Consider the following 21,656-nt stretch of genomic DNA (forward strand, 5'->3'; position numbering starts at 1 on the left):
ATTACTTGGCCCTCTTCTTCTCTGCTATAACGGTCTTTAAGCGCGCGATGTCCCTTTTCACGAACCCCATCTTCACGGGCTTGTCAAGCTGCCCGGTCGAGTGCCTAAGCTTTAGATGGAAAAGCTCCTTCTTAAGCTCCTCGCACTTATTCTTTATCTCTTCAACACTCATGCCCCTTATTTCCGAAGCCTTCATATCACGCCCTCCCGCTTAACGAACTTGGTCGGCACGGAAAGCTTGTGGGAGGCAAGCCTAAACGCCTCTCTTGCCGTCTCCTCGGTAACGCCCTCCATCTCATAGAGTATGCGTCCGGGCTTAATCACGGCCACCCAGTCCTCCGGGGCCCCTTTTCCGCTTCCCATCCTCGTCTCGGCCGGTTTCTTGGAAACAGGCTTATCCGGGAATATCCTTATCCAGATCTTACCGCCCCTCTTTATGAAGCGGGTCATTGCAATTCTTCCGGCCTCTATCTCCCTTGTCGAGAGCCATGCGCACTGCGTGGCCTTAAGGCCGTATGTGCCCATGTTCAAAGTCGCGCCGCTCGTGGCAAGCCCTCTTCTCCTGCCGCGCTGCTGCTTTCTGAATTTTGTTTTCTTTGGCATTAACATAGTAATATTCCCCTTACGCCTATATCTGCTTCTTTAACTTATGCCTGAGGCTGCGCGGCTATAACTGTTCTCGGCGCGAACTCGCCCCTGTAGATATGCACCTTTACGCCGATGATTCCGTATGTCGTTTTTGCCTCTGCAAAGCCGTAATCGACATCCGCCCTTAAAGTATGGAGCGGCACCCTGCCTTCGCGGTACCACTCGGTCCTCGCGATTTCAGCGCCTCCGAGCCTTCCCGCGCACATTATCTTTATGCCCTGAGCGCCCATCCTAAGGCTCGTCGTTACCGACTTCTTCATCGCCCTTCTAAACGACACCCTTCTCTCAAGCTGCATGGCGATGTTTTCTGCCACAAGCTGCGCGTCCAGGTCGGGCTTTCTTACTTCCACTATATCGACATCGACCTCTTTGCCGGTCATGTCCTTTAGCTGCTTCTTCATCACATCAACTTCCGCGCCGCGCTTACCGATGACTATGCCGGGTCTCGATGTGTGTATTATCAATTTTATGGACTCCGCTGCCCTCTCTATCTCTATCTTGGACACACCGGCGTGGTAGAGCTTCTTCTTTACGGTATCACGAAGCTTCTTATCCTCGTGCACGCACGCGGCATAGTTTTTCTTGCCGTACCACCTCGAGAGCCAGTCCTTATATATGCCTACCCTAAAGCCGGTTGGATGAATCTTCTGACCCACTACTTACCTCCCTTTGCGGCCTTCGCCTTTTTCGGCGCTGCCTTCTTCTCGCCGGACGCCTTCGCAGTCTTCGCCTCGACGCCCTCTGCGCCGGACTTTGCCTTTACTGCGTCCTTTTTGGCCTTGGCCTTTGCCCCGGCCCTCTCGTCGAGTATCAACGTGATATGGCTCATCTTCTTCTTTACGATGAAGCCGCGGCCCATGGTGTTTGCGTGCATCCTCTTCATCACAGGGCCCTGGTCAACAAACGCTGTCTTCACGTAAAGCCTGTCGACATCCAGGTTGCTGTTATTCTCGGCGTTGGCGACAGCGCTGTTAAGGACCTTCTTTATGGGCCTGCTAACCGCCTTTGTGCTGAACTCGAGTATTGAAAGGGCCTCAGGAATCATCTTGCCCCTTATCAAGTCGACCACAAGGCGCGCCTTCTGCGCCGAAACCCTTACGTATTTTGCCGTTGCTCTCGTTTCCATCTAAAATTCCCTCGTTATGGATTAACCGTCAATTAGCCCTTGGCCCCGGCTGCCTTGACCTTCTTAACACCGGAGTGCTGGTTGAAGGTCCTTGTGGGCGAAAACTCGCCGAGTTTGTGGCCTATCATGTTCTCGGTCACGAAGACCGGAACGAACTTCTTTCCGTTATGCACCGAGAAGGTAAAACCCACCATCTCGGGCGTTATCATCGACCTTCTGGACCAGGTCTTTATGACCTTTTTACTTTTCGCGTCCAGCGAGGTCTCTATCTTCTTTAACAAATGGGCATCTACAAACGGTCCTTTTTTCTGGGAGCGCACGGTTACTTCTTCCTCCTGCTCACTATGAACTTATCGCTCGGCTTACGGCCCCTTGTCTTGTAACCCTTGGTCGGAGTGCCCCATGGGCTTGTCGGATGGTTGCCGCCCTTACTTTTACCTTCGCCTCCGCCGTGCGGATGGTCTACGGGGTTCATCGCAACACCCCTGACCTTCGGAAGACGCCCGAGCCATCTCGTCCTTCCGGCCTTGCCTATGGTTATGTTCTCATGCTCTATGTTGCCAATTTGCCCGATAGTCGAATAACAATCTATAGGCACCATTCTCATTTCGTTTGAAGGAAGCTTCAACGTCGCATAGCTGCCTTCCTTTGCCATGAGCTGAGCAAACGCCCCGGCTGTCCTTACCATCTGGCCGCCCTTGCCGGGCTTCATCTCAACGTTGTGCACGAACGTGCCGACCGGAACAAGCCTCAAAGGAAGCGCGTTGCCCGGACGTATCTCGGCGCTCTCGCCTGCCATTATGCTTGAGCCAACTGCCACGTCGTTTGGAGCTATGATGTAGCGCCTTTCTCCGTCCGCGTACTTTAGAAGCGCTATGTTTGCCGAGCGGTTCGGATCGTACTCAAGAGCTTCCACTATGGCCGGGATGTTTCTCTTATCCCTCTTGAAATCTATTACCCTGTAAAGACGCTTGTGACCGCCGCCTATCCAGCGCATTGTCACGCGGCCGTTTGCGTTCCTGCCGCCGGTCTTTCTAAGCGAACTCGTTAGCGCCCTCTCAGGCCTCTTCTTAGAGAGGTGAGAGAAATCCATCGTCGTCTTCTTACGTAGCGCCGGCGATGTCGGTTTATAAGTTTTTACTGGCATGTCATTTTCCCGTTCTTTACAAAGTTAATGTTTTTTCTCTACCAAGAGACCGGCCTTACCCGGCCCATCCAGCGCGGCCCCTTAGCGTCTGTGCGGGCCGTCTTGCAAATCCCAAACTATACGCCCTCGAAGAACTCTATCTTGCCGCCCTCTTTGAGCTTTATATACGCCTTCTTACGCGTGGAGGTCTTGCCTTCGTATTTGCCAAGCCTCTTTACCTTGCCCGGAACCTTATTCGTGTTCACGGACTCGACCTTCACGTTGAAAATCTTCTCGACCGCCGCCTTTATCTCGGTCTTACTTGCCCTCACATCCACCCAGAACGCCACGGCCCCGGTGGTTGCGTGCATGGCAGTAGACTTCTCGGTTATTATCGGCGACTTTATTATATCGTATACTTCCTTCATAATATCTCTCCCTGCTTATGCCTTTCCCTTTACTAACGACTCGAACTTCTCGAACGCCTGCTTGGTCATGACGAGGCCGTCGTACTTCAGTATATCGTAAGCGTTTATGTGCTTGACGTCGAGCAGCTTATAATCCTTAAGATTCCTTGTCGCAAGGAGCTCGTTCTTTCCGGGATTGTCGGCTATCACGAGCGCGCTCTTGAACTTCATCGCCTCGAAAAGCGCGGTAGCGAGCTTTGTCTTCGGCTCTTTCAGCTCGAAGGTCTCGATAAGGTTCATCTTGCTTTCCTTTATCTTATAGGCGAGCGCAGACTTAACAGCTCCAAGCACGGCCTTCTTTGGCTGCTTATAGGAGTAATCCCTTGGATGCGGGCCAAACACAACGCCGCCGTGCCTCCACACCGGGCTTCTCTTCTCTCCGGACCTTGCGCGTCCAGTGCCCTTTTGCCTCCAGGGCTTTGCGCCGGAGCCGCTTACCTCGGCCCTTGTCTTGGTAGATGCGTTGCCGCTTCTACGATTGGCGCGCTGCATCTTAACGATTTCATATATGAGGCCCTCGTTGACTCTTGCGTCGAAGGGGCCGCCCGATATGTCGAGGGTCGAAACCTTCTTGCCCTCTTTATTTAAAATGTCTATTGCCATGTCGTTAACCGTCCGTTATTTCTTTTTGGAAGCCTTTTTAACCATCACGATGGCGCCAACCGCCCCTGGAACCGCGCCCTTTACAAGAAGCACGTCGTCCTTTACGCCTACTATCTTGAGATTCTGCACGGTCACCGGAGCATCTCCCATGTGTCCGCCCATCCTCATTCCCTTAAAGACCCTCGAAGGATACGAGCTCGAGCCGATGGAACCCGGGGCCCTGTTGAACATCGAGCCGTGGGACTCGGCACCGCCGCTAAAGTTGTGCCTTCTCATAACGCCCATGAAGCCCTTGCCCTTTGATACGCCCCTTACGTCCACGATGTCGCCGGCCTTGAATACCGCTGAAGGCTCTATCTTCTGCCCTGCCTTGTATTCATCTAGCGAATCGCCGCCAAACTCGGCAAGGTGCCTAAGCGGAGGCGTTCCGGCCTTCTTAAAGTGCCCCTGCATGGCCTTGGGGGTGGCCTTTTCCTTCTTTGTCGAAAGACCAAGCTGAACGGCGTCGTAGCCGTCCTTTTCCTTGACCTTCTTTTGCGTCACATGGCAGTCGGAGGCCTGAATGGCCGTTACCGGCACTTCGGCGCCTTCGATGAATATGCGCGTCATTCCAATTTTTTTACAGAGCAAACCCTCTATCATGACAGATAACCCTTCTCTTGAAAACTATTCGCTAAACTTTATCTCTACGTCAACACCCGCCGGCAAATCGAGCTTTGTTAGCGCATCCACCGTGTGCTGCGTGGGTTCGACTATGTCCATAAGGCGCTTGTGCGTCCTCATCTCGAACTGCTCTCTGCTCTTTTTGTCGACATGCGGAGAGCGCAGCACCGTAAACCTCGCGATCTTGGTCGGAAGTGGTATCGGCCCCTTGACATTCGCCCCGGTTCTTCTGGCGGTGTCGACTATATCCTTGACCGAGCGGTCAAGAAGCCTGTGATCGTATGCCTTAAGTCTTATTCTTATCTTCTGGTTTTCCAAGTTCGCGCTCCGTACCCTTAATTAAGCTATGACCTTTGCTACAACTCCGGCCCCAACCGTCTTGCCGCCTTCCCTCACCGCGAACCTCACGCCCTCATCCATTGCTATCGGCGTAATCAGCTCAACCTCAACACTTACGTTATCGCCTGGCATTACCATCTCTACACCTTCCGGAAGCGTAACAACTCCGGTAACGTCCGTCGTTCTAAAATAGAACTGCGGCCTGTAGCCCTTGAAGAACGGAGTATGGCGTCCGCCTTCTTCCTTCGTAAGAACGTATATCTCGCACTTGAACTTCGTGTGCGGAGTAATCGAGCCGGGCTTTGCAAGCACCTGCCCTCTCTCGACTTCTTCCTTCTTCGTGCCTCTTAGAAGCGCGCCGATGTTATCGCCGGCCCTGCCCTCGTCAAGGAGCTTTCTAAACATTTCAACACCCGTTACCGTGGTCTTGATTGTCGGACGGATACCGACTATCTCGATTTCCTCGCCGACCTTTACTATGCCTCTCTCGATTCTGCCGGTAACAACAGTGCCTCTACCTGATATCGAGAACACGTCCTCAACAGGCATGAGAAACGGCTTGTCGATGTCGCGCTTTGGCTCGGGTATATAGGAATCGAGCGTGTCCATAAGCTTTAGTATCGGGCCGCACCACTGGCACTCTGCCTTGCCGCAGCCGCACTCAAGGGCCTTAAGAGCACTTCCCTTGATGATTGGCGTCGTATCGCCCGGGAACTTATACTGGTTAAGAAGGTCCCTTACCTCGAGCTCGACGAGATCGGTTAGTTCCTTATCGTCGACCATGTCGACCTTGTTCATGAACACCGCGATGTAAGGCACGCCGACCTGACGAGAGAGAAGTATATGCTCTCTTGTCTGCGGCATCGGGCCGTCTGCTGCGCTCACAACGAGTATGGAACCGTCCATCTGTGCGGCTCCGGTTATCATGTTCTTAACGTAGTCTGCGTGGCCAGGACAATCGATATGCGCGTAGTGGCGCTTATCGGTCTGGTACTCGACGTGGGTAATCGATATGGTAACGCCCCTCTCTCTTTCTTCGGGCGACTTGTCTATCTGGTCGTAGGCCAGGAATTCTGCTCCGCCCCTTGAGGAAAGAACCTTGGTGATTGCCGCTGTCAAGGTCGTCTTGCCGTGGTCGACGTGACCGATGGTGCCGACGTTTACGTGCGGTTTTGTCCTCTCGAATTTAGCCTTGCTCATGATACTTTCCCTCCGCCTTGTTAGTGTTTAATAATGACTTAGGCCGATGCCTTTGCTATAAGAGTCTCGAGAACCGAATTGGGGACCGGCTCGTAGTGCGAAAACTGCATGGTAAATGTCGCTCTGCCCTGGGTTGCGCTCCTTATGTCGGTTGAATACCCAAACATATTGGCAAGCGGCACCTTTGCGGTGACGACCTGGAAGCCGCCTCTGGAATCCATGCCCTGTATCTTTCCTCTTCTCGAGTTCAGGTTTCCGATAACGTCGCCCATAAACTGCTCGGGCATAACGACCTCGACGTCCATGATTGGCTCAAGAAGTATCTGCCCGGCTCTTTTAACACCGTCCTTAAAGCCCATGGAGCCGGCTATCTTGAATGCCATTTCGCTCGAATCGACGTCGTGATACGACCCGTCGAAAAGCGTAACCTTTACGTCCACCACCGGATACCCTGCAAGCGAGCCGCTCTCGCAAGCTCCGATAATACCCTTTTCAACTGCCGGGATGTATTCCCTCGGAACCGTGCCGCCGACAATTTTATTTACGAACTCGAAGCCCTTGCCTCTTTCATTGGGCTCGACAGTGAGCCATACGTGTCCGTACTGGCCCTTACCGCCGGTCTGTCTGACGTATTTACCTTCGCTCTCGGCAGCCTTTGTAATTGTTTCCTTGTACGCGACCTGCGGCCTTCCGACCGAAGCCTCGACCTTGAACTCCCTTAGGAGACGGTCTACGATAATTTCAAGGTGCAGCTCTCCCATGCCGGAGATGATTGTCTGCGCCGTTTCCTCGTCTGTCTTTACGCGAAAGCTCGGGTCCTCGACCGCAAGCTTTTGCAAAGACACTCCAAGCTTTTCCTGGTCGGCCTTTGTCTTGGGCTCGATTGCGATACTAAGCACCGGCTCCGGTATATCGAGGGACTCGAGTATCACGGGCTTTTCCATATCGCATATGGTATCTCCTGTGATGGTGCTCTTAAGGCCAACGGCCGCAGCGATGTCGCCGGCGAATACTTCCTTTATTTCCTCGCGCTTATTGGCGTGCATCTTCACAAGACGGCCGATTCTTTCCTTCTGGCCCTTACTGGAATTGTAAACGTAAGAACCCGCCTCTATCTTGCCTGAGTAGACTCTAAAGAACGTGAGCTGCCCGACAAACGGGTCGGTCATTATCTTAAAGGCAAGGGCCGCGTACGGAGCGTCGTCCTTGGTTTCTCTTGTAAGTTCTTCTTTTGTGTCTGGATCAAGGCCCGTTACGGGCGGGACATCCATCGGGGAAGGAAGATAATCTACTACCGAGTCGAGAAGAAGCTGCACGCCTTTGTTCTTGAATGCCGTGCCGCATATTACCGGCGTTATCGCCATATTGAGCGTGCCCTTTCTAAGGGCCTTTTTGAGCTCTTCATTGGTAACTTCCTTACCGTCAAGGAACTTCTCCATTATGGTCTCGTCAAAGTCGCTGGCTACCTCTATAAGCTTCTCTCTTGCCTCTGCTGCAGCTGCCTTAAGGTCCGCCGGTATTTCCTCGTAAGTAAACTTAGCTCCAAGCTCCGAGTCGTGCCATACAACGGCCCTGTTATCGACAAGGTCTACCACGCCCTTGAAGGTCTCTTCCTTGCCTATCGGAAGATGAAGCACCGCGGGGCGGGTCTTTAGCCTGTCGACCATCATCCTTACGACACGGTCGAAATCGGCGCCTACTCTGTCCATCTTGTTTATGAACGCAACGCGCGGAACCTTATACTTATTGGCCTGCCTCCAGACGGTTTCGCTCTGGGGCTCGACTCCTCCAACAGAGCAGAACACCGCTACCGCGCCGTCAAGAACCCTGAGAGATCTCTCGACCTCGATTGTAAAGTCGACGTGGCCTGGCGTGTCGATGATGTTTATCTTTATATCCTTCCAGGAACAGGTAGTGGCGGCGCTGGTGATGGTGATGCCCCTCTCCCTCTCCTGCTCCATCCAATCCATGACAGCAGTGCCCTCGTGGACCTCGCCTATCTTGTAGGTGACGCCTGTATAATAAAGAATACGCTCGGTAGTCGTGGTTTTACCCGCGTCGATGTGGGCCATGATACCGATGTTTCTATGTTGTTCTAATGAGACCGTCCGTGCCACTTTATATGCTGCCTTTCTCCGTTTGCTCTACTTTTTGATTTTCCAACAGCCCTGCCGCTTCTAAACCCTAACCTACCACCTAAAGTGCGCGAAGGCCTTGTTTGCTTCCGCCATCTTGTGGGTGTCTTCTCTCTTCTTAACCGCGCCGCCCTTGTTGTTTGCCGCGTCCAGTATCTCTGCCGTAAGCTTCTCCACCATCGACTTGCCGCTTCTTTCCTTTGCGTAGCCGATTATCCACTTAAGCGCGAGAGAGAGTTTTCTGTCCGGCCTTACCTCTATGGGAACCTGGTACGTTGCGCCGCCGACCCTTCTTGACTTTACCTCGACCGTGGGCTTTACGTTCTCAAGGGCCTTTTTAAAGACCTTCAGGGGCTCGGACTTGGTCTTTTCCTCTATCGCCTCGAAAGAGCCGTATACGACCCTCTCCGCCGTGCTCTTCTTGCCGTCGAACATCAGCTTGGTGATGAACTTGTTGACAACGACGTCGTTAAAGACCGGATCCGGAAGCGCTTCTCTTATTTGTGCATTTCCCTTACGGGCCATACCTTAAAACTCCTTCTGGAAGTTAAAAAACAAAAAAACCAACCCGCCACTCACGCTTTGCGGTAGAAAAAACAAATCCCCGCGCAAGCCATGAGCCGATTCACATCAGCCACAGGCCGTGCTCTTACTTGGGCCTCTTTGCTCCGTACTTGGAACGTCCCTGCTTACGGTCGGTGACACCCGTTGTATCGAGAGTGCCCCTTACGATGTGGTACCTTACGCCGGGGAGGTCTTTTACCCTGCCGCCCCTTATGAGGACTACCGAGTGCTCCTGCAGGTTGTGCCCAATGCCTGGTATATACGCCGAAGCCTCTATGCCATTGGTAAGCCTTACCCTCGCGACTTTTCTTAGCGCTGAGTTCGGCTTCTTCGGCGTAGTGGTGTAAACCCTTGTGCAAACGCCCCTCTTCTGCGGGCATGATTCGAGCGCCGGAGAGGTCGTCTTCTGTTTAAGAGACCTGCGTCCTTTTCTTACTAACTGATTTATCGTCGGCATATTTTATCTTCCGTTTCCTAAAAACTTAATCTTTCAAATTTATCAACTTCGGGGGCACTTGTCAAGCGGTTATTTGCCCTTCGTCGATATTTTTTTCTTCTGCTGCATCCGCCGCAGCCTCTTCATCGTCGTCCTCAAGGCTCTCCACATGCAGCCCCGTGCCGCGGTACTTATGGAACCCGGTGCCGGCAGGTATCAAGCGGCCCATGATAACGTTCTCCTTTAAGCCGCGAAGATAATCGATTTTACCCTCTACCGCAGCGCCGGTGAGCACCTTGGTGGTTTCCTGGAAACTCGCCGCAGAGATAAAGCTCTCGGTTGAGAGAGAGGCCTTGGTTATACCCTGGAGAAGCGGCTCTGCAACTGCAGGACGCTTGCCCTTTGTAAGCACCTTCTCGTTTTCCGCCTCAAATATGTGACGCTCTATCTGCTCGCCAACGAGGAATCCGGTATCTCCGGGGTCGGTGATTTTCACCCTTTTCAGCATCTGTCGAACGATAACTTCGATATGCTTATCGTTGATCTTGACGCCCTGGAGCCTGTAGACTTCCTGTACCTCGTCGACAAGATACTTTGCAAGTTCCTTTACGCCAAGTATCCTCAAGATGTCGTGCGGGTTGGCGCTGCCGTCCATGATAGGCTCGCCTGCCCTCACGTGGTCGCCCTCTCTAACGCTTATGTGCTTACCCTTTGGCACCAGGTACTCCTTCGTATCGCCTGCCTCGGGAGTGATGACGACCTTACGTTTACCTTTGGTGTCCTTGCCAAATGTCACAACTCCGTCGACCTCGCTTATTATTGCGCACTCCTTGGGTTTACGCGCCTCGAAGAGCTCGGCAACACGCGGCAGACCTCCGGTGATGTCCTTTGTCTTTGTCGTTTCCCTCGGAATCTTCGCTATCATGTCGCCGGCCTTGACGTGCTCTTCCTCGGCTATGCCTATGATGGCGCCTACCGGCAAGAGATACCTTGCGACCATGGAAGTTCCGGTTATCTTGTGGGTCTTGCCGGAATCGTCCTTAATGGAAATACGCGGCCTCATGTCCGCGTCCCTGTAGGAGACGATGACCTTACTCGAGAGTCCGGTGACCTCGTCGACCTGCTCCTTCATGGTGCGGCCGTCCTCGATATCCCCGAACTTTACCTTTCCGCTCATCTCTGTAAGTATCGGAATGGTATAAGGATCCCACTCGGCTATGACCGTGCCTGCGGCAACGTGGTCGCCTTCCTTCACTCGAAGCTTTGCTCCGTATATAACAGGATTTCTCTCCCTCTCCCTGCCCTGCGAATCGGCTATGGCTATCTCGCCGTTACGGTTCATTACAACGGTTTCGCCCCTTGAGTTGACGGCGGTTGAGAGCTTGACGAACTTAATCGTTCCGTCGTGCCTTGCCTCGAGAGCCGTCTGCTCGGCCCTTCTGCTCGCTGTTCCTCCGATGTGGAAGGTACGCATCGTAAGCTGTGTGCCGGGCTCTCCGATACTCTGCGCCGCTATAACGCCGACGGCCTCGCCCATGTCAACCATGTGGCCTCTTGCAAGGTCTCTGCCGTAACACTTGGCACAGATGCCGTGCGGACTTCTGCAGGTAAGAACGCTCCTTATCTTTACCTTGTCTATTCCGGCCTCCTCCATCCTTCTAACCGCATCCTCGGTTATCTCGGTGTTGGCCGGCACAAGCGTCTCCCCTGAGTACTGCTCAACCACGTCTTCAAGCGCGACCCTGCCGAGTATGCGCTCTCCGATTGGCTCGATAACCTCTCCGCCTTCGAGAAGTGTCGAGATATAGATACCGTCAAGCGTGCCGCAGTCGTCTTCGACGATGATTGCGTCCTGGGCAACGTCGACAAGCCTTCTTGTAAGATAACCCGAGTTCGCGGTTTTGAGAGCCGTATCTGCAAGACCTTTTCTCGCGCCGTGCGTTGAGATGAAGTACTGAAGCACGGTGAGGCCCTCTCTAAAGTTCGCGGTAATAGGTGTTTCGATAATCTCTCCCGAAGGCTTTGCCATGAGTCCCCTCATTCCGGCAAGCTGCCTTATCTGCTGCGCGCTTCCTCTGGCTCCGGAGTCGGCCATGATGAAGATGGGGTTAAAGCTCGGTATCTTCTTTATCTTGCCCTTTTCATCCTTCACGTCATCGGTGCCGAGGTTCTTTAACATCTCTTCAGCGACCTCTTCTGTTGCCTGCGCCCAGATGTCGATGACCTTGTTGTAGCGCTCGCCGTCGGTGATAAGACCTTCGTTGTACTGCTGCTGAATTTCCTTTACCTCGCCGTATGCTTCATCAAGGATGGCTTGCTTCTTCTGCGGTATCTTCATGTCGTCTATGCAAATCGAGATGCCGGCCTTGCACGCATACCTGTAACCCATATCCTTTAGCCTGTCGGCAAGGATTACGGTTTCCTTACTGCCCGAGCGGCGGTAACAGAGGTCGATAAGCTCGGCAAGCTGCTTTTTATCCATGACCTTGTTGATTTCCTCAAACGTTATCGAGGAAGGAACTATCTCTCTTAGCACTGTTCTGCCGACAGTAGTGTCCAGCAGCGCGCCGTCGACCTTCACCTTTATGGCGGCCTGGAGCCCGACCTCGGATGAATCGAAGGCAGCTCTTACCTCATCAAGTGACGAAAACACCTTGGCCTCGCCCTTTGCCCCCGGCCTCTCTCTCGTAAGGTAGTAGAGCCCGAGCACGATGTCCTGTGTTGGAACGATAACCGGTTTGCCGTGCGCAGGCGAAAGTATGTTATTGGTGCTCATCATTAGCACCCTTGCTTCTGTCTGCGCCTCTATGGAAAGCGGCACGTGCACGGCCATCTGGTCTCCGTCGAAGTCCGCGTTAAATGCCGAACACACAAGCGGATGAAGCTGTATGGCCTTGCCCTCTACAAGAAGCGGCTCGAATGCCTGGATGCCGAGCCTGTGGAGTGTGGGCGCTCTGTTTAGAAGCACCGGATGCTCCTTTATGACCTCGTCAAGAACGTCCCAAACCTCGCTTCTCTCTCTCTCGAGCATCTTCTTTGCGCTCTTGATGGTGGTTGCGTAACCCCTCTCCTCGAGCTTCTGATAGATGAACGGCTTGAAGAGCTCGATTGCCATCTTCTTCGGAAGTCCGCACTGATGGAGCCTTAAGTCCGGGCCTATGACGATGACCGAGCGGCCCGAATAGTCAACGCGCTTACCAAGAAGGTTCTGCCTGAAACGTCCGCTCTTACCCTTTATCATGTCGCTTAAGGACTTAAGCGGCCTCTTATTCTGGCCCGTGATGATGCGGCCCCTTCTGCCGTTATCGAACAAAGCGTCAACTGCCTCCTGGAGCATGCGCTTTTCGTTCCTGATGATGATATCAGGGGCATTAAGCTCCATGAGCTTTATAAGACGGTTATTTCTGTTGATAACGCGCCTGTAGAGGTCGTTTAGGTCGCTCGTTGCGAACCTGCCGCCATCTAGCGGAACAAGCGGCCTTAGGTCCGGCGGAAGCACCGGGATGACTTCCATTATCATCCACTCGGGCTTATTCCCGGAATTAAGAAACGCCTCGACTACTTTAAGTCTCTTGGCTATCCTCTTACGCTTTGCATCCGAGGATGTCTTCTTGCTCTCCGCCCTAAGCTTGGAGGAAAGGGCCTCGAGCTCGCTCTTCTTAAGGAGCGCGCGTATGGCCTCTGCGCCCATGCCGGAAACAAACGAATCAACACCGTACTTCTCGATTGCCTGGTGGTGCTTGTCGTCGCTAAGAAGCTCGCCTTCCTTCAAATCGGTATCCTTCGGGTCTATGACAACATAGTTCTCATAGTAGAGCACGCGCTCGACCTCTTTTAGCGTCATATCGAGCATTGTGCCGATCCTCGACGGAAGACTCCTTAAAAACCATATATGCGCAACCGGGGTGGCAAGCTCTATGTGTCCGAGCCTTTCCCTTCTAACCTTGGAAGGTATTACCTCGACTCCGCACTTTTCGCAGATAACTCCGCGGTGCTTCATCCTCTTGTACTTTCCGCAGTTGCACTCGAAGTCCTTTACCGGGCCAAATATCTTGGCGCAGAAAAGGCCGTCCCTTTCGGGCTTGAAGGTACGGTAGTTTATGGTCTCGGGCTTCTTTATCTCGCCATGCGACCACTCCCTTATCTTCTCGGGAGAGGCGATGGTGATTCTTATGGCGTTGAAGTCCGCCGGCTTCTTCTGTTTATCGAAGAGGGCCTTAAGGGTTTCCACTTTAGATACCTCCTTTTTATAAAACCATGATTATATAAAAAATCGCCAGGGAACGCCGCTACCGGCTATTCCTCCGAATCCATCAGATTGACGTCGAGCCCAAGGCTCTGCATTTCCTTTATAAGGACGCTAAAGGATTCCGGCATAGTCGGCTCGAGCGTGTAATCGCCTCTGACTATGCTCTCGTACATCTTGGTCCTTCCGGGAACGTCGTCGCTCTTTACCGTCAAAAACTCCTGCAAGCAGTTTGCTGCTCCGTACGCCTCCATTGCCCAGACTTCCATTTCTCCAAGCCTCTGGCCTCCAAACTGCGCCTTGCCGCCAAGCGGCTGCTGCGTAACCAGCGAGTACGGGCCCGTGCTCCTTGCGTGTATCTTGTCGTCGACAAGGTGATGGAGCTTTAGCATGTACATAATTCCGACCGTTACGTCCTGGTCGAATTGATCGCCTGTCCTTCCGTCATAGAGCGTCATCTTGCCGTTCTGGCCAAGCCCCACGCCATCGAGCGCGCTCTTTACATCCGCCTCCACCGCGCCGTCGAATACCGGGGTCGAGATGAATATGCCGTGGCCAAGCCGCCTTGCCACCTCAAGCACCTCGTCGTCGGAGAGCGTGTTTATGAACTTCGAGAACTCGAGCGTGCCGTAGTACTTCTTTATCTTATCCTTTATCGAGTTCGGGCTGTACTCGGCCTCCAACATCGCGTTTATGTCCTCGCCCATCTTTCTCGCTGCCCAGCCGATGTGGGTCTCGAGAATCTGGCCGATGTTCATCCTTGAAGGAACGCCAAGCGGGTTAAGCACCATATCCACAGGGCGGCCGTCCTTCATAAACGGCATGTCCTCCTCGGGCAGTATCCTCGATATAACGCCCTTATTTCCGTGCCTTCCGGCCATCTTGTCGCCAACGGAAATCTTTCTCTTCATGGCGATATAGACCTTGACCATCTTTATAACGCCCGGCGGGAGCTCGTCGCCGCGCTTTAGCCTCGCTATCCTCTCGCTAAATACGTGCTTTATCGCCCCGACCTGCTCATCGAGCTTCGTAAATACTTCCTTCAAATCCTCCTCGGCCTTTTCCTCGCCTGCCGGGATTATCTCCCTTATCCGCGCTTCCGAGAGCTCGTCGAGTATTTCCTTCGTGAGCACAGTGCCCTTCGAAAGTATGGTGTTGCCCTTCTTGTCGGCAAGCCTTACTCCCGACTTCTTGCCCTTTAGTATCCTCTCGGCCTTTGCAAATGCCGCGCTCTTAACGATGCTTATCTCGTCGTCACGGTCCTTTACAAGCCTCGCTGTCTCGCGCTCCTCGATGCTCTTTGCCCGGTCGTCCTTCTCCGAGCCCTTTCTCGAAAACACCTTGGCGTCTATGACAACGCCCTCGATGCCGGGCGGGACCCGAAGGGACGTATCCTTCACGTCTTCGGCCTTTTCGCCAAATATCGCCCTTAGAAGCTTTTCCTCCGGAGAAAACTGCGTTTCCCCTTTGGGCGTAATCTTACCGACCAGTATGTCGCCGGGAACGACCTCGGCGCCAACACACACGATGCCGGACTCATCGAGGTTCTTAAGCGCTTCGTCGCCGACATTCGGGATATCGCGCGTGATTTCCTCTTTACCAAGCTTTATGTCACGGGCTACTGTCTCGAACTCCTCGATATGCACGGAGGTAAAGACGTCGTCCTTAAGAAGCCTCTCGTTTATGAGAATAGAGTCCTCGAAGTTGTAACCGCCCCACGGCATGAAGGCAACGACCACGTTCTTACCAAGCGCCAGCTCGCCGTTGGCTGTGGAGGGGCCGTCCGCTATGACCTGCTTTGCCTCTATCTTGTCGCCCTCTCTTACAAGGGGCTTCTGGTTAAGACACGTGTTCTGGTTAGACCTTCTAAACTTTGTCAGGTTATATATGTCGACGTCGCCGCCCGAGGCCCTTACCACTATCCTCGTTGAGTCGACGTTCTCGACAGTGCCTGCGCGCTTTGCGGCCGTCGTAACGCCAGAGTCCATGGCAACGACACTCTCCATGCCGGTGCCGACAAGCGGGGCCTCTGTAGAGATGAGCGGCACGGCCTGACGCTGCATGTTGCTGCCCATGAGCGCTCTGTTGGCGTCGTCGTTCTCGAGAAACGGTATTAAAGCAGCGGCTACGCTGACAAGCTGGTTTGGAGAAACGTCCATGAGCGTTATCTCGTCTGGCTTGGCCATGACGAACTCTCCGGCCTTTCTCGCGGATATGAACTCGCTTGTAAAACGCCCGGTTTCGTCCATTGGCGCGTTAGCCTGCGCTATGATGTGCTCTTCCTCGTCAAGCGCCGAGAGATACACAGTCCTGTTCGTGACCTTTCCGTCAAGGACCTTTCTGTAGGGAGTCTCGATAAAGCCGAAATCGTTTACGCGCGCATAGGTGCTAAGCGACACGATAAGACCGATGTTCGGGCCTTCTGGCGTCTCAATCGGGCATATACGGCCGTAGTGGGTCGTGTGCACGTCCCTTACCTCGAACCCTGCCCTCTCTCTTGTAAGACCGCCTGCGCCAAGGGCCGAGAGCCTTCTCTTGTGCGTGATTTCGCTAAGCGGGTTGGTCTGGTCCATGAACTGGCTAAGCTGGCTCGATCCAAAGAACTCCTTAACGACCGCGGTTACGGGCTTGGGGTTTATAAGGTCGTTTGGCATGAGCGTTTCTATCTCGCCAAGGCTCATCCTCTCCTTGACCGCTCTCTCGAGCCTTAAGAGCCCTACCCTGTACTGGTTCTCGAGAAGCTCGCCCACACTTCTTACGCGGCGGTTTCCGAGATGGTCGATGTCGTCGATGGCGCCCTGGCCGTTTTTAAGGCCAAGAAGATACTTCACAACGCCCATTATGTCTTCCTTCTTAAGCGTCGTAAGAGTAAGCGGCGTGTCTATGCCGATCTTTCTATTGAGCTTTAGCCTTCCGACCCTTGAGAGATCGTACCTCGCGGCGTCGAAGAAAAGGCTTTCGAGAAACTGCGTAGAGGTCGAAACCGTTGGCGGCTCACCCGGCTTAAGACGCTTGTATATCTCGATTCTGGCGTTTAGCGTCATATTGGTGACCGAGTCGTTAGGATTGGCGTTCCTGTACTCGACAACCGGCTTTATGTCCTCATTGCCGATTCTATCGTTTATAAGAGTTTCCCTGAAGGCCCTTCCCATGGCCTCGATGTAGAGGAGCTTGAACTTCTCTATCTTCCTCTTCGATATCTCGTCTAGCGTTTCCCTCGTGAGCACCTGGTTACACTCGATAACGACCTCGCCGGTACCCGGGTCTACGATGTCCTGCGAAACAACGCGGCCTATGATGTCCTCGGCCTCGACAGGTATCTGCTTAATGCCTGCGGCACCGAACTTCTTGGCTATAAGGCGGGTAATCTTTCTATCCTTCTTGATTATGACCTCGCCGGTCTTCGGGTCCTTTATGTCGCTGCCGGCCTTTTGCCCGACGATGTGCTCGGTGTCTATGCTCTTGGATATCTTCTTTCCGTCGATGAACACGTCCTCGCACGGGTAGAAATAATTTAGCATCTCCTCTATCGAATAGCCAAGGGCCTTCAATAGCACGGTCGCGAGCATCTTACGTCTCTTGTCTATCCTTACATAGAGAAGGTCCTTCTGGTCGAACTCGAAGTCGAGCCACGAGCCCGTGTACGGGATGACCCTTGCGGTGAACTGAAGTTTTCCGGAATACCCCTTGCCCTTCTCGTACTCGAAGAACACGCCAGGAGATCTGTGAAGCTGGCTGACTATTACGCGCTCGGTGCCGTTCACGATGAAACTTCCGGTACTCGTCATGAGCGGTATTTCGCCGAAATAAACTTCCTGCTCCTTTATGTCCCTGACACTCTGGGCGCCGGTCTCGGCGTCCTTGTCCCAGGTAGTGAGCCTCACAACTATTTTCATCGGGGCGGCGTAGGTAATGCCCTTCTCGATACACTCCTCGATGGTGTACTTTGGCTGAAGAAGGACGTACTTCACGAAGTCGAGCGAGGCCGCCTCGCTGTAGTCCTTTATCGGGAATATGCTTTTTAAAACTTTAAGAAGCCCGACATCTTCCATTGCCTCGGGCTTTTTATCTAGCTGCAGGAAGTCGGAGAACGACCTCATCTGCACCTCTATCAGATTCGGAATATCAACGACCCTTCCAATCCTTGAATAATCTTTTCTAAGCAGATGACCGTTAATGAGAGTGGACGGCATTTTGACTCTACTCCTCTCGAAAGGTTTTGAACGAATAAGCCTGCCGCGCCGTTTTTGGCGCCGCGGCAGGTCTTATCCAGGAAGTTTCCACTAAAAAAGAACCGCTTTTTTATGCCGCGCGCCAAAACGGCGCGCGGCACTCAAGACAACTTACTTTATTTCTACCTTTGCTCCTGCGCCCTCGACGAGCTTCTTTATCTTCTCGGCCTCTTCCTTGTTAACGCCTTCCTTCAGTGTCTTCGGCGCGCCCTCTACGAGGTCCTTTGCTTCCTTAAGACCAAGACCCGTCACTGTCCTTACTTCCTTAATGACGTTTATCTTGTTTGCGCCGGCATCCTTCAAAACGACCGTGAACTCGGTCTTTTCCTCGCCTGCCGCCGCGCCTGCCGCAGCGCCCGGAGCCGCTGCCGCTACCGCTACCGGAGCCGCCGCCGAAACGCCAAACTCCGTCTCTATCGCCTTTACGAGCTCGGAGAGCTCGAGAACCGTAATGCCCTTCAGATACGCCAGTACGTCCTGCTGCGTGATGTTAGCCATGTTACTTCTCCTCCTCCGTTATCTTTAATGGTTAATATGTAAAATCCCTGGTCACGAAAGACGCCTTATGCTGCTGCGCCTTCCTTCGAACTCTTAACGGCGTTAAGCGCGTAAAGAAGTTTACGCGGCACGCCCGAGAGCGCCACTGCGAGTCCCGTAGGAACGCTCTTCAAGCCGCCAAGAAATATCGCAAGCATCTGTTCCTTGGATGGAAGCTCGGAGAGTACTTTTACCTCGGCAACTGTGAGCATCTTTGTTCCAAGCGCTCCGCCCTTTAGCGCGAACACCGGCTGGTCCTTTATGAACTCGGTCAGAGCCTTTGCTGCCGCTGCCGCGTCCTTATAGCTTATGGCAACTGCCATTGGCCCCTTAAAGTGCCCGGAGAGCCCTTCATACGGAGTGCCCTTCACGGCCAAACGCGCAAGCGTATTACGAAGCACCTTGAGCTCGACCCCGGCCTTCCTAAGCGAGCTTCTAAGCGTTGTTATCTGCTCGACCTTGATGCCCTGGTACGAGGCCACGAACGCGGCCTGTGCCTTTGCGAACTTCTCGTGAAACTCGGCTACCGTCGCTTTTTTCTCTTCTCTCGTTATCAACTCTTCATCCCTCCTTTCTGTCTTTAGTTTTGCCAAAGACAGAAAGTATTCCGGTGCCATAATGTATGCGTCCGGAAGACCAACCGCGCCGCCCTGTAACATCTGCCGAAGGGAAAGTTAACGAAACGTTCCCCGGGGGTGGCGTTAAGATCTCGGTAGGATTATTAAGCCTTCGTGCTGCAAAGACATTTTATTGCTAAAACGTCCATTCAACACGCGGCCCCTACTGTCTTTGACCTTAATAAAAAAAACGAATTTAAAATACAAAGTCCGCGCGTCGCAAGAGAGCGCGGATACAAAACCTTACTTAAACGCGTTCCTTATCTCTGTGGCATCGAGCTTTATCGAAGGCCCCATGGTGGTAGAGATATAGAGGCTCTTAAGATAAGCGCCCTTACTTGCCGAAGGCTTCGCCTTTACAAGGGCCTCGATAAGCGCCTTGAAGTTGTCCTTAAGCTTGGCTTCTCCAAACGAGAACTTGCCCACGGGGGCGTGCACTATGCCCGCCTTGTCGAGCCTGAACTCGACCATGCCGGCCTTTAGATCATTTACCGCCTTCTTTACGTCGAATGTCACTGTGCCAAGCTTCGGGTTAGGCATGAGCCCCTTGGGGCCAAGCACCTTTCCAAGCTTACCGACAGCGCCCATCATGTCAGGGGTTGCGACAACGGCGTCGAACTCGAGCCAGCCCTTACTGACCTTCTCGACCATATCGTCTGAGCCAGTGTAGTCTGCCCCGGCGCTCTTCGCTTCAAGTTCCTTTTCGCCCTTGGCGAACACCAAAATCCTACACTTCTTTCCTGTGCCGTTTGGAAGAACGACCGAGCCCCTGACGTTCTGATCCGGGTGCTTGGGGTCAACACCCAGCCTCGCGGCAACGTCCACGGTTTCGTCGAACTTTGGCTTTGTAAAGCCCATCAGGGCCTTAAAAGCCTCGTCAAGACCGTAACTCTTTTTCTCGTCTACAGTAGCCTTGCTCTTTGCGTATCTCTTATTGGATGCCATGTTATTTACCCTCCACCACTATTCCCATGCTTCTTGCCGTGCCCTCGATGGTCTTTATGGCCGCTTCCAGAGAAGCTGCCGTAAGATCCGGCATCTTGAGCTTCGCTATGTCCTCAACCTGCTTTTTCGTCACAGTGCCGACCTTGGTCTTATTTGGCACACCCGAGCCCTTCTCAAGCTTCAATGCCTTAAGAAGAAGCCTCGAAGCCGGCGGGGTCTTGGTTATGAAGCTAAATGTCCTGTCGGCATAGACCGTGATGACGACCGGGATTATCATGCCGTCCTCTTTCTGCGTCTTTGCGTTAAAGGACTTGCAAAACTCCATTATATTGACGCCGTGCTGGCCAAGCGCCGGACCTACCGGCGGGGCCGGATTGGCCTTGCCGGCCGGGAGTTGCAGCTTTATCTGACCTACTATCTTCTTTGCCATACTCTTCTATAGTCCCTTTCCGTTGTTTTACGGCCTTATGCCTTTTCCACCTGAACAAAATCCAGCTCAACCGGAGTAGCCCTGCCGAATATGCTCACAAGCACCTTAAGCTTGCCCTTCTCGGGCTTTACCTCTTCGACAATGCCGGTAAAGTTCGTGAACGGGCCGTCTATTACGCGAATATTCTCGCCCTCGCTAAAGAGCACCTTGGGCTTTGGCCTTACCGCGCCCTCTTCCATCTGAACGCTTATCTTCTTTACCTCTTCGTCGCTTATCGGCGGCGGGGTCTTTGCGCCTCCGACAAATCCCGTTACCTTGGGTATGCCCTTTATAAGATGCCAGGTCTCGTCTGTAAGCTCCATGTTGACGAGTATGTAGCCGGGGAAAAACTTCCTCGAAGCCGTGCGCTTTACACCCTTTACCATGTCAACGACCTTTTCGGTGGGGACAAGGATGTCGCCAAACATGCTCTCTTTACCGAGAAGCCTTACCTTCTCCTCTATGGACGTCTTTACCCTGTTCTCGTAACCCGAATAGGTGTGGACGACATACCATTTCTTGGACATTTCGACTCCGGCAACCGACATTTTTATTTTATAAACAGCTTAACTAGGCTCGAGAACCCGAGATCCAGAAGCCCGAGTATTACGGCCAGTATGATAACGCCGATAAGAACCACCCATGTGGCCTTCAATGTCTGATCCTTCGATGGCCAGGTGACCTTCTTAAGCTCGGCCCTTGCCTCGGAGAAAAACTCCTTGCCTCTCGTTATAATGCTCGCCTGTTCCATCTCAATTAACGCCTCTCCTGCGGCTTTGTCCGTAGAACAAAACGCCGCAACCTTTTGATAACAGCCTGACCGGCCCGTTATAAGCTGGCAGGCCAGGAGGGATTTGAACCCCCAACCCGCGGTTTTGGAGACCGCTGCTCTGCCGTTAGAGCTACTGGCCTATGTTAAACTCGCGCTCCCCGTGCATACGGGCAAGGCAAGTCTTTATCCCAAACCGCGCCGCGCTCCAAACAGCGGCATCGCGTCAGCCCCTTACTTCGTCTCCTTATGGGGCGTGTGCTTTTTGCAGAACTTACAGTACTTCTTAAGCTCTATCCTGTCGGTAGTGGTCTTCTTATTCTTCGTCGAAGAATAGTTTCTGCGCTTGCACTCCGTACAGGCGAATGTGATTATCTCTCTCATGACTTTAGGGTTTCCTCTTCTTAAATTAAGCTATGACCTTTGCTACAACTCCGGCCCCAACCGTCTTGCCGCCTTCCCTCACCGCGAACCTCACGCCCTCATCCATTGCTATCGGCGTAATCAGCTCAACCTCAACACTTACGTTATCGC

At 53.2% G+C, this 21,656-nt stretch carries 23 protein-coding genes, 1 tRNA gene and 1 pseudogene; all 25 read right to left on the reverse strand.

Annotation, left to right across the window (positions count from 1 at the left end; all coding sequences use genetic code 11):
* Position 1 precedes the first annotated feature (1 nt).
* The gene (gene rpmC / locus OEV59_08550) at positions 2–196 is read right to left on the reverse strand and encodes a 50S ribosomal protein L29 (GenBank protein ID MDH4227777.1); all 195 of its coding nucleotides are present in this window, start codon (positions 194–196) and stop codon (positions 2–4) included.
* On the reverse strand, positions 193–609 hold the full coding sequence (rplP, locus tag OEV59_08555) for a 50S ribosomal protein L16 (GenBank protein MDH4227778.1): 417 nt from the start codon (positions 607–609) through the stop codon (positions 193–195). The genes rpmC and rplP overlap by 4 nt, the downstream gene beginning before the upstream one ends.
* Positions 610–647: 38 nt before the next feature.
* The gene (gene rpsC / locus OEV59_08560) at positions 648–1,304 is read right to left on the reverse strand and encodes a 30S ribosomal protein S3 (protein ID MDH4227779.1); all 657 of its coding nucleotides are present in this window, start codon (positions 1,302–1,304) and stop codon (positions 648–650) included.
* 140 nt (positions 1,305–1,444) lie between these two features.
* A pseudogene (rplV, locus tag OEV59_08565) lies at positions 1,445–1,774 on the reverse strand (50S ribosomal protein L22).
* A 32-nt stretch (positions 1,775–1,806) separates the two neighbouring features.
* Positions 1,807–2,094: a 30S ribosomal protein S19 gene (gene rpsS / locus OEV59_08570; GenBank protein MDH4227780.1), complete on the reverse strand. Its 288-nt coding sequence runs from the start codon at positions 2,092–2,094 to the stop codon at positions 1,807–1,809.
* Between the two features lie 2 nt (positions 2,095–2,096).
* Positions 2,097–2,921: a 50S ribosomal protein L2 gene (rplB, locus tag OEV59_08575; protein ID MDH4227781.1), complete on the reverse strand. Its 825-nt coding sequence runs from the start codon at positions 2,919–2,921 to the stop codon at positions 2,097–2,099.
* A gap of 116 nt (positions 2,922–3,037) precedes the next feature.
* Entirely contained in the window at positions 3,038–3,328 is a 291-nt protein-coding gene (gene rplW / locus OEV59_08580; protein ID MDH4227782.1) for a 50S ribosomal protein L23, read from the reverse strand.
* Between the two features lie 15 nt (positions 3,329–3,343).
* Positions 3,344–3,970 carry a 50S ribosomal protein L4 gene (rplD, locus tag OEV59_08585; GenBank protein ID MDH4227783.1) on the reverse strand — a complete coding sequence of 209 codons (627 nt, stop codon included), beginning with the start codon at positions 3,968–3,970 and terminating at the stop codon, positions 3,344–3,346.
* A gap of 15 nt (positions 3,971–3,985) precedes the next feature.
* On the reverse strand, positions 3,986–4,612 hold the full coding sequence (rplC, locus tag OEV59_08590; protein MDH4227784.1) for a 50S ribosomal protein L3: 627 nt from the start codon (positions 4,610–4,612) through the stop codon (positions 3,986–3,988).
* Positions 4,613–4,636: 24 nt separating this feature from the next.
* Positions 4,637–4,951 (reverse strand): 30S ribosomal protein S10, encoded by a 315-nt coding sequence (gene rpsJ / locus OEV59_08595; protein MDH4227785.1) that lies wholly within the window; start codon positions 4,949–4,951, stop codon positions 4,637–4,639.
* A 21-nt stretch (positions 4,952–4,972) separates the two neighbouring features.
* Entirely contained in the window at positions 4,973–6,172 is a 1,200-nt protein-coding gene (tuf, locus tag OEV59_08600) for an elongation factor Tu (GenBank protein ID MDH4227786.1), read from the reverse strand.
* Positions 6,173–6,210: 38 nt separating this feature from the next.
* Positions 6,211–8,289, reverse strand: a complete 2,079-nt coding sequence (fusA, locus tag OEV59_08605) for an elongation factor G (GenBank protein ID MDH4227787.1) — start codon at positions 8,287–8,289, stop codon at positions 6,211–6,213.
* Positions 8,290–8,361: 72 nt separating this feature from the next.
* Complete coding sequence (rpsG, locus tag OEV59_08610) at positions 8,362–8,832, reverse strand: 30S ribosomal protein S7 (protein ID MDH4227788.1); 471 nt, start codon at positions 8,830–8,832, stop codon at positions 8,362–8,364.
* A gap of 124 nt (positions 8,833–8,956) precedes the next feature.
* Complete coding sequence (rpsL, locus tag OEV59_08615) at positions 8,957–9,328, reverse strand: 30S ribosomal protein S12 (protein MDH4227789.1); 372 nt, start codon at positions 9,326–9,328, stop codon at positions 8,957–8,959.
* Positions 9,329–9,389: 61 nt separating this feature from the next.
* Positions 9,390–13,538 (reverse strand): DNA-directed RNA polymerase subunit beta', encoded by a 4,149-nt coding sequence (gene rpoC, locus OEV59_08620; protein MDH4227790.1) that lies wholly within the window; start codon positions 13,536–13,538, stop codon positions 9,390–9,392.
* 65 nt (positions 13,539–13,603) lie between these two features.
* Complete coding sequence (rpoB, locus tag OEV59_08625) at positions 13,604–17,746, reverse strand: DNA-directed RNA polymerase subunit beta (protein MDH4227791.1); 4,143 nt, start codon at positions 17,744–17,746, stop codon at positions 13,604–13,606.
* Positions 17,747–17,896: 150 nt separating this feature from the next.
* Complete coding sequence (gene rplL / locus OEV59_08630) at positions 17,897–18,283, reverse strand: 50S ribosomal protein L7/L12 (protein MDH4227792.1); 387 nt, start codon at positions 18,281–18,283, stop codon at positions 17,897–17,899.
* Positions 18,284–18,348: 65 nt separating this feature from the next.
* Entirely contained in the window at positions 18,349–18,879 is a 531-nt protein-coding gene (rplJ, locus tag OEV59_08635; GenBank protein MDH4227793.1) for a 50S ribosomal protein L10, read from the reverse strand.
* A gap of 303 nt (positions 18,880–19,182) precedes the next feature.
* Complete coding sequence (rplA, locus tag OEV59_08640; GenBank protein ID MDH4227794.1) at positions 19,183–19,884, reverse strand: 50S ribosomal protein L1; 702 nt, start codon at positions 19,882–19,884, stop codon at positions 19,183–19,185.
* Position 19,885: 1 nt separating this feature from the next.
* Complete coding sequence (gene rplK / locus OEV59_08645; protein MDH4227795.1) at positions 19,886–20,314, reverse strand: 50S ribosomal protein L11; 429 nt, start codon at positions 20,312–20,314, stop codon at positions 19,886–19,888.
* Between the two features lie 35 nt (positions 20,315–20,349).
* Positions 20,350–20,880 carry a transcription termination/antitermination protein NusG gene (gene nusG / locus OEV59_08650; protein ID MDH4227796.1) on the reverse strand — a complete coding sequence of 177 codons (531 nt, stop codon included), beginning with the start codon at positions 20,878–20,880 and terminating at the stop codon, positions 20,350–20,352.
* Between the two features lie 23 nt (positions 20,881–20,903).
* Positions 20,904–21,104 carry a preprotein translocase subunit SecE gene (gene secE, locus OEV59_08655; protein MDH4227797.1) on the reverse strand — a complete coding sequence of 67 codons (201 nt, stop codon included), beginning with the start codon at positions 21,102–21,104 and terminating at the stop codon, positions 20,904–20,906.
* A gap of 85 nt (positions 21,105–21,189) precedes the next feature.
* A tRNA-Trp gene (locus tag OEV59_08660) sits at positions 21,190–21,265 on the reverse strand.
* 91 nt (positions 21,266–21,356) lie between these two features.
* Positions 21,357–21,506, reverse strand: coding sequence for a 50S ribosomal protein L33 (rpmG, locus tag OEV59_08665; protein MDH4227798.1), 150 nt, complete (start codon positions 21,504–21,506; stop codon positions 21,357–21,359).
* Positions 21,507–21,531: 25 nt separating this feature from the next.
* Positions 21,532–21,656 (reverse strand): elongation factor Tu (tuf, locus tag OEV59_08670; GenBank protein MDH4227799.1); only part of this gene is annotated, 125 nt, incomplete at its 5' end.

It is taken from the genome of Deltaproteobacteria bacterium (assembly GCA_029858205.1).
In the GTDB taxonomy this organism is placed as follows: domain Bacteria; phylum Desulfobacterota; class GWC2-55-46; order GWC2-55-46; family DRQE01; genus JAOUFM01.

Coding starts and splice junctions, on each gene's coding strand:
- rpmC (MDH4227777.1), bottom strand. CDS start 196: ATGAAGGCTTCGGAAATAAGGGGCATGAGTGTTGAAGAGATAAAGAAT.
- rplP (MDH4227778.1), bottom strand. CDS start 609: ATGTTAATGCCAAAGAAAACAAAATTCAGAAAGCAGCAGCGCGGCAGG.
- rplB (MDH4227781.1), bottom strand. CDS start 2,921: ATGCCAGTAAAAACTTATAAACCGACATCGCCGGCGCTACGTAAGAAG.
- rplW (MDH4227782.1), bottom strand. CDS start 3,328: ATGAAGGAAGTATACGATATAATAAAGTCGCCGATAATAACCGAGAAG.
- rplD (MDH4227783.1), bottom strand. CDS start 3,970: ATGGCAATAGACATTTTAAATAAAGAGGGCAAGAAGGTTTCGACCCTC.
- rplC (MDH4227784.1), bottom strand. CDS start 4,612: ATGATAGAGGGTTTGCTCTGTAAAAAAATTGGAATGACGCGCATATTC.
- tuf (MDH4227786.1), bottom strand. CDS start 6,172: ATGAGCAAGGCTAAATTCGAGAGGACAAAACCGCACGTAAACGTCGGC.
- rpsG (MDH4227788.1), bottom strand. CDS start 8,832: ATGGCCCGTAAGGGAAATGCACAAATAAGAGAAGCGCTTCCGGATCCG.
- rpsL (MDH4227789.1), bottom strand. CDS start 9,328: ATGCCGACGATAAATCAGTTAGTAAGAAAAGGACGCAGGTCTCTTAAA.
- rpoB (MDH4227791.1), bottom strand. CDS start 17,746: ATGCCGTCCACTCTCATTAACGGTCATCTGCTTAGAAAAGATTATTCA.
- rplL (MDH4227792.1), bottom strand. CDS start 18,283: ATGGCTAACATCACGCAGCAGGACGTACTGGCGTATCTGAAGGGCATT.
- rplA (MDH4227794.1), bottom strand. CDS start 19,884: ATGGCATCCAATAAGAGATACGCAAAGAGCAAGGCTACTGTAGACGAG.
- rplK (MDH4227795.1), bottom strand. CDS start 20,314: ATGGCAAAGAAGATAGTAGGTCAGATAAAGCTGCAACTCCCGGCCGGC.
- nusG (MDH4227796.1), bottom strand. CDS start 20,880: ATGTCCAAGAAATGGTATGTCGTCCACACCTATTCGGGTTACGAGAAC.
- secE (MDH4227797.1), bottom strand. CDS start 21,104: ATGGAACAGGCGAGCATTATAACGAGAGGCAAGGAGTTTTTCTCCGAG.
- rpmG (MDH4227798.1), bottom strand. CDS start 21,506: ATGAGAGAGATAATCACATTCGCCTGTACGGAGTGCAAGCGCAGAAAC.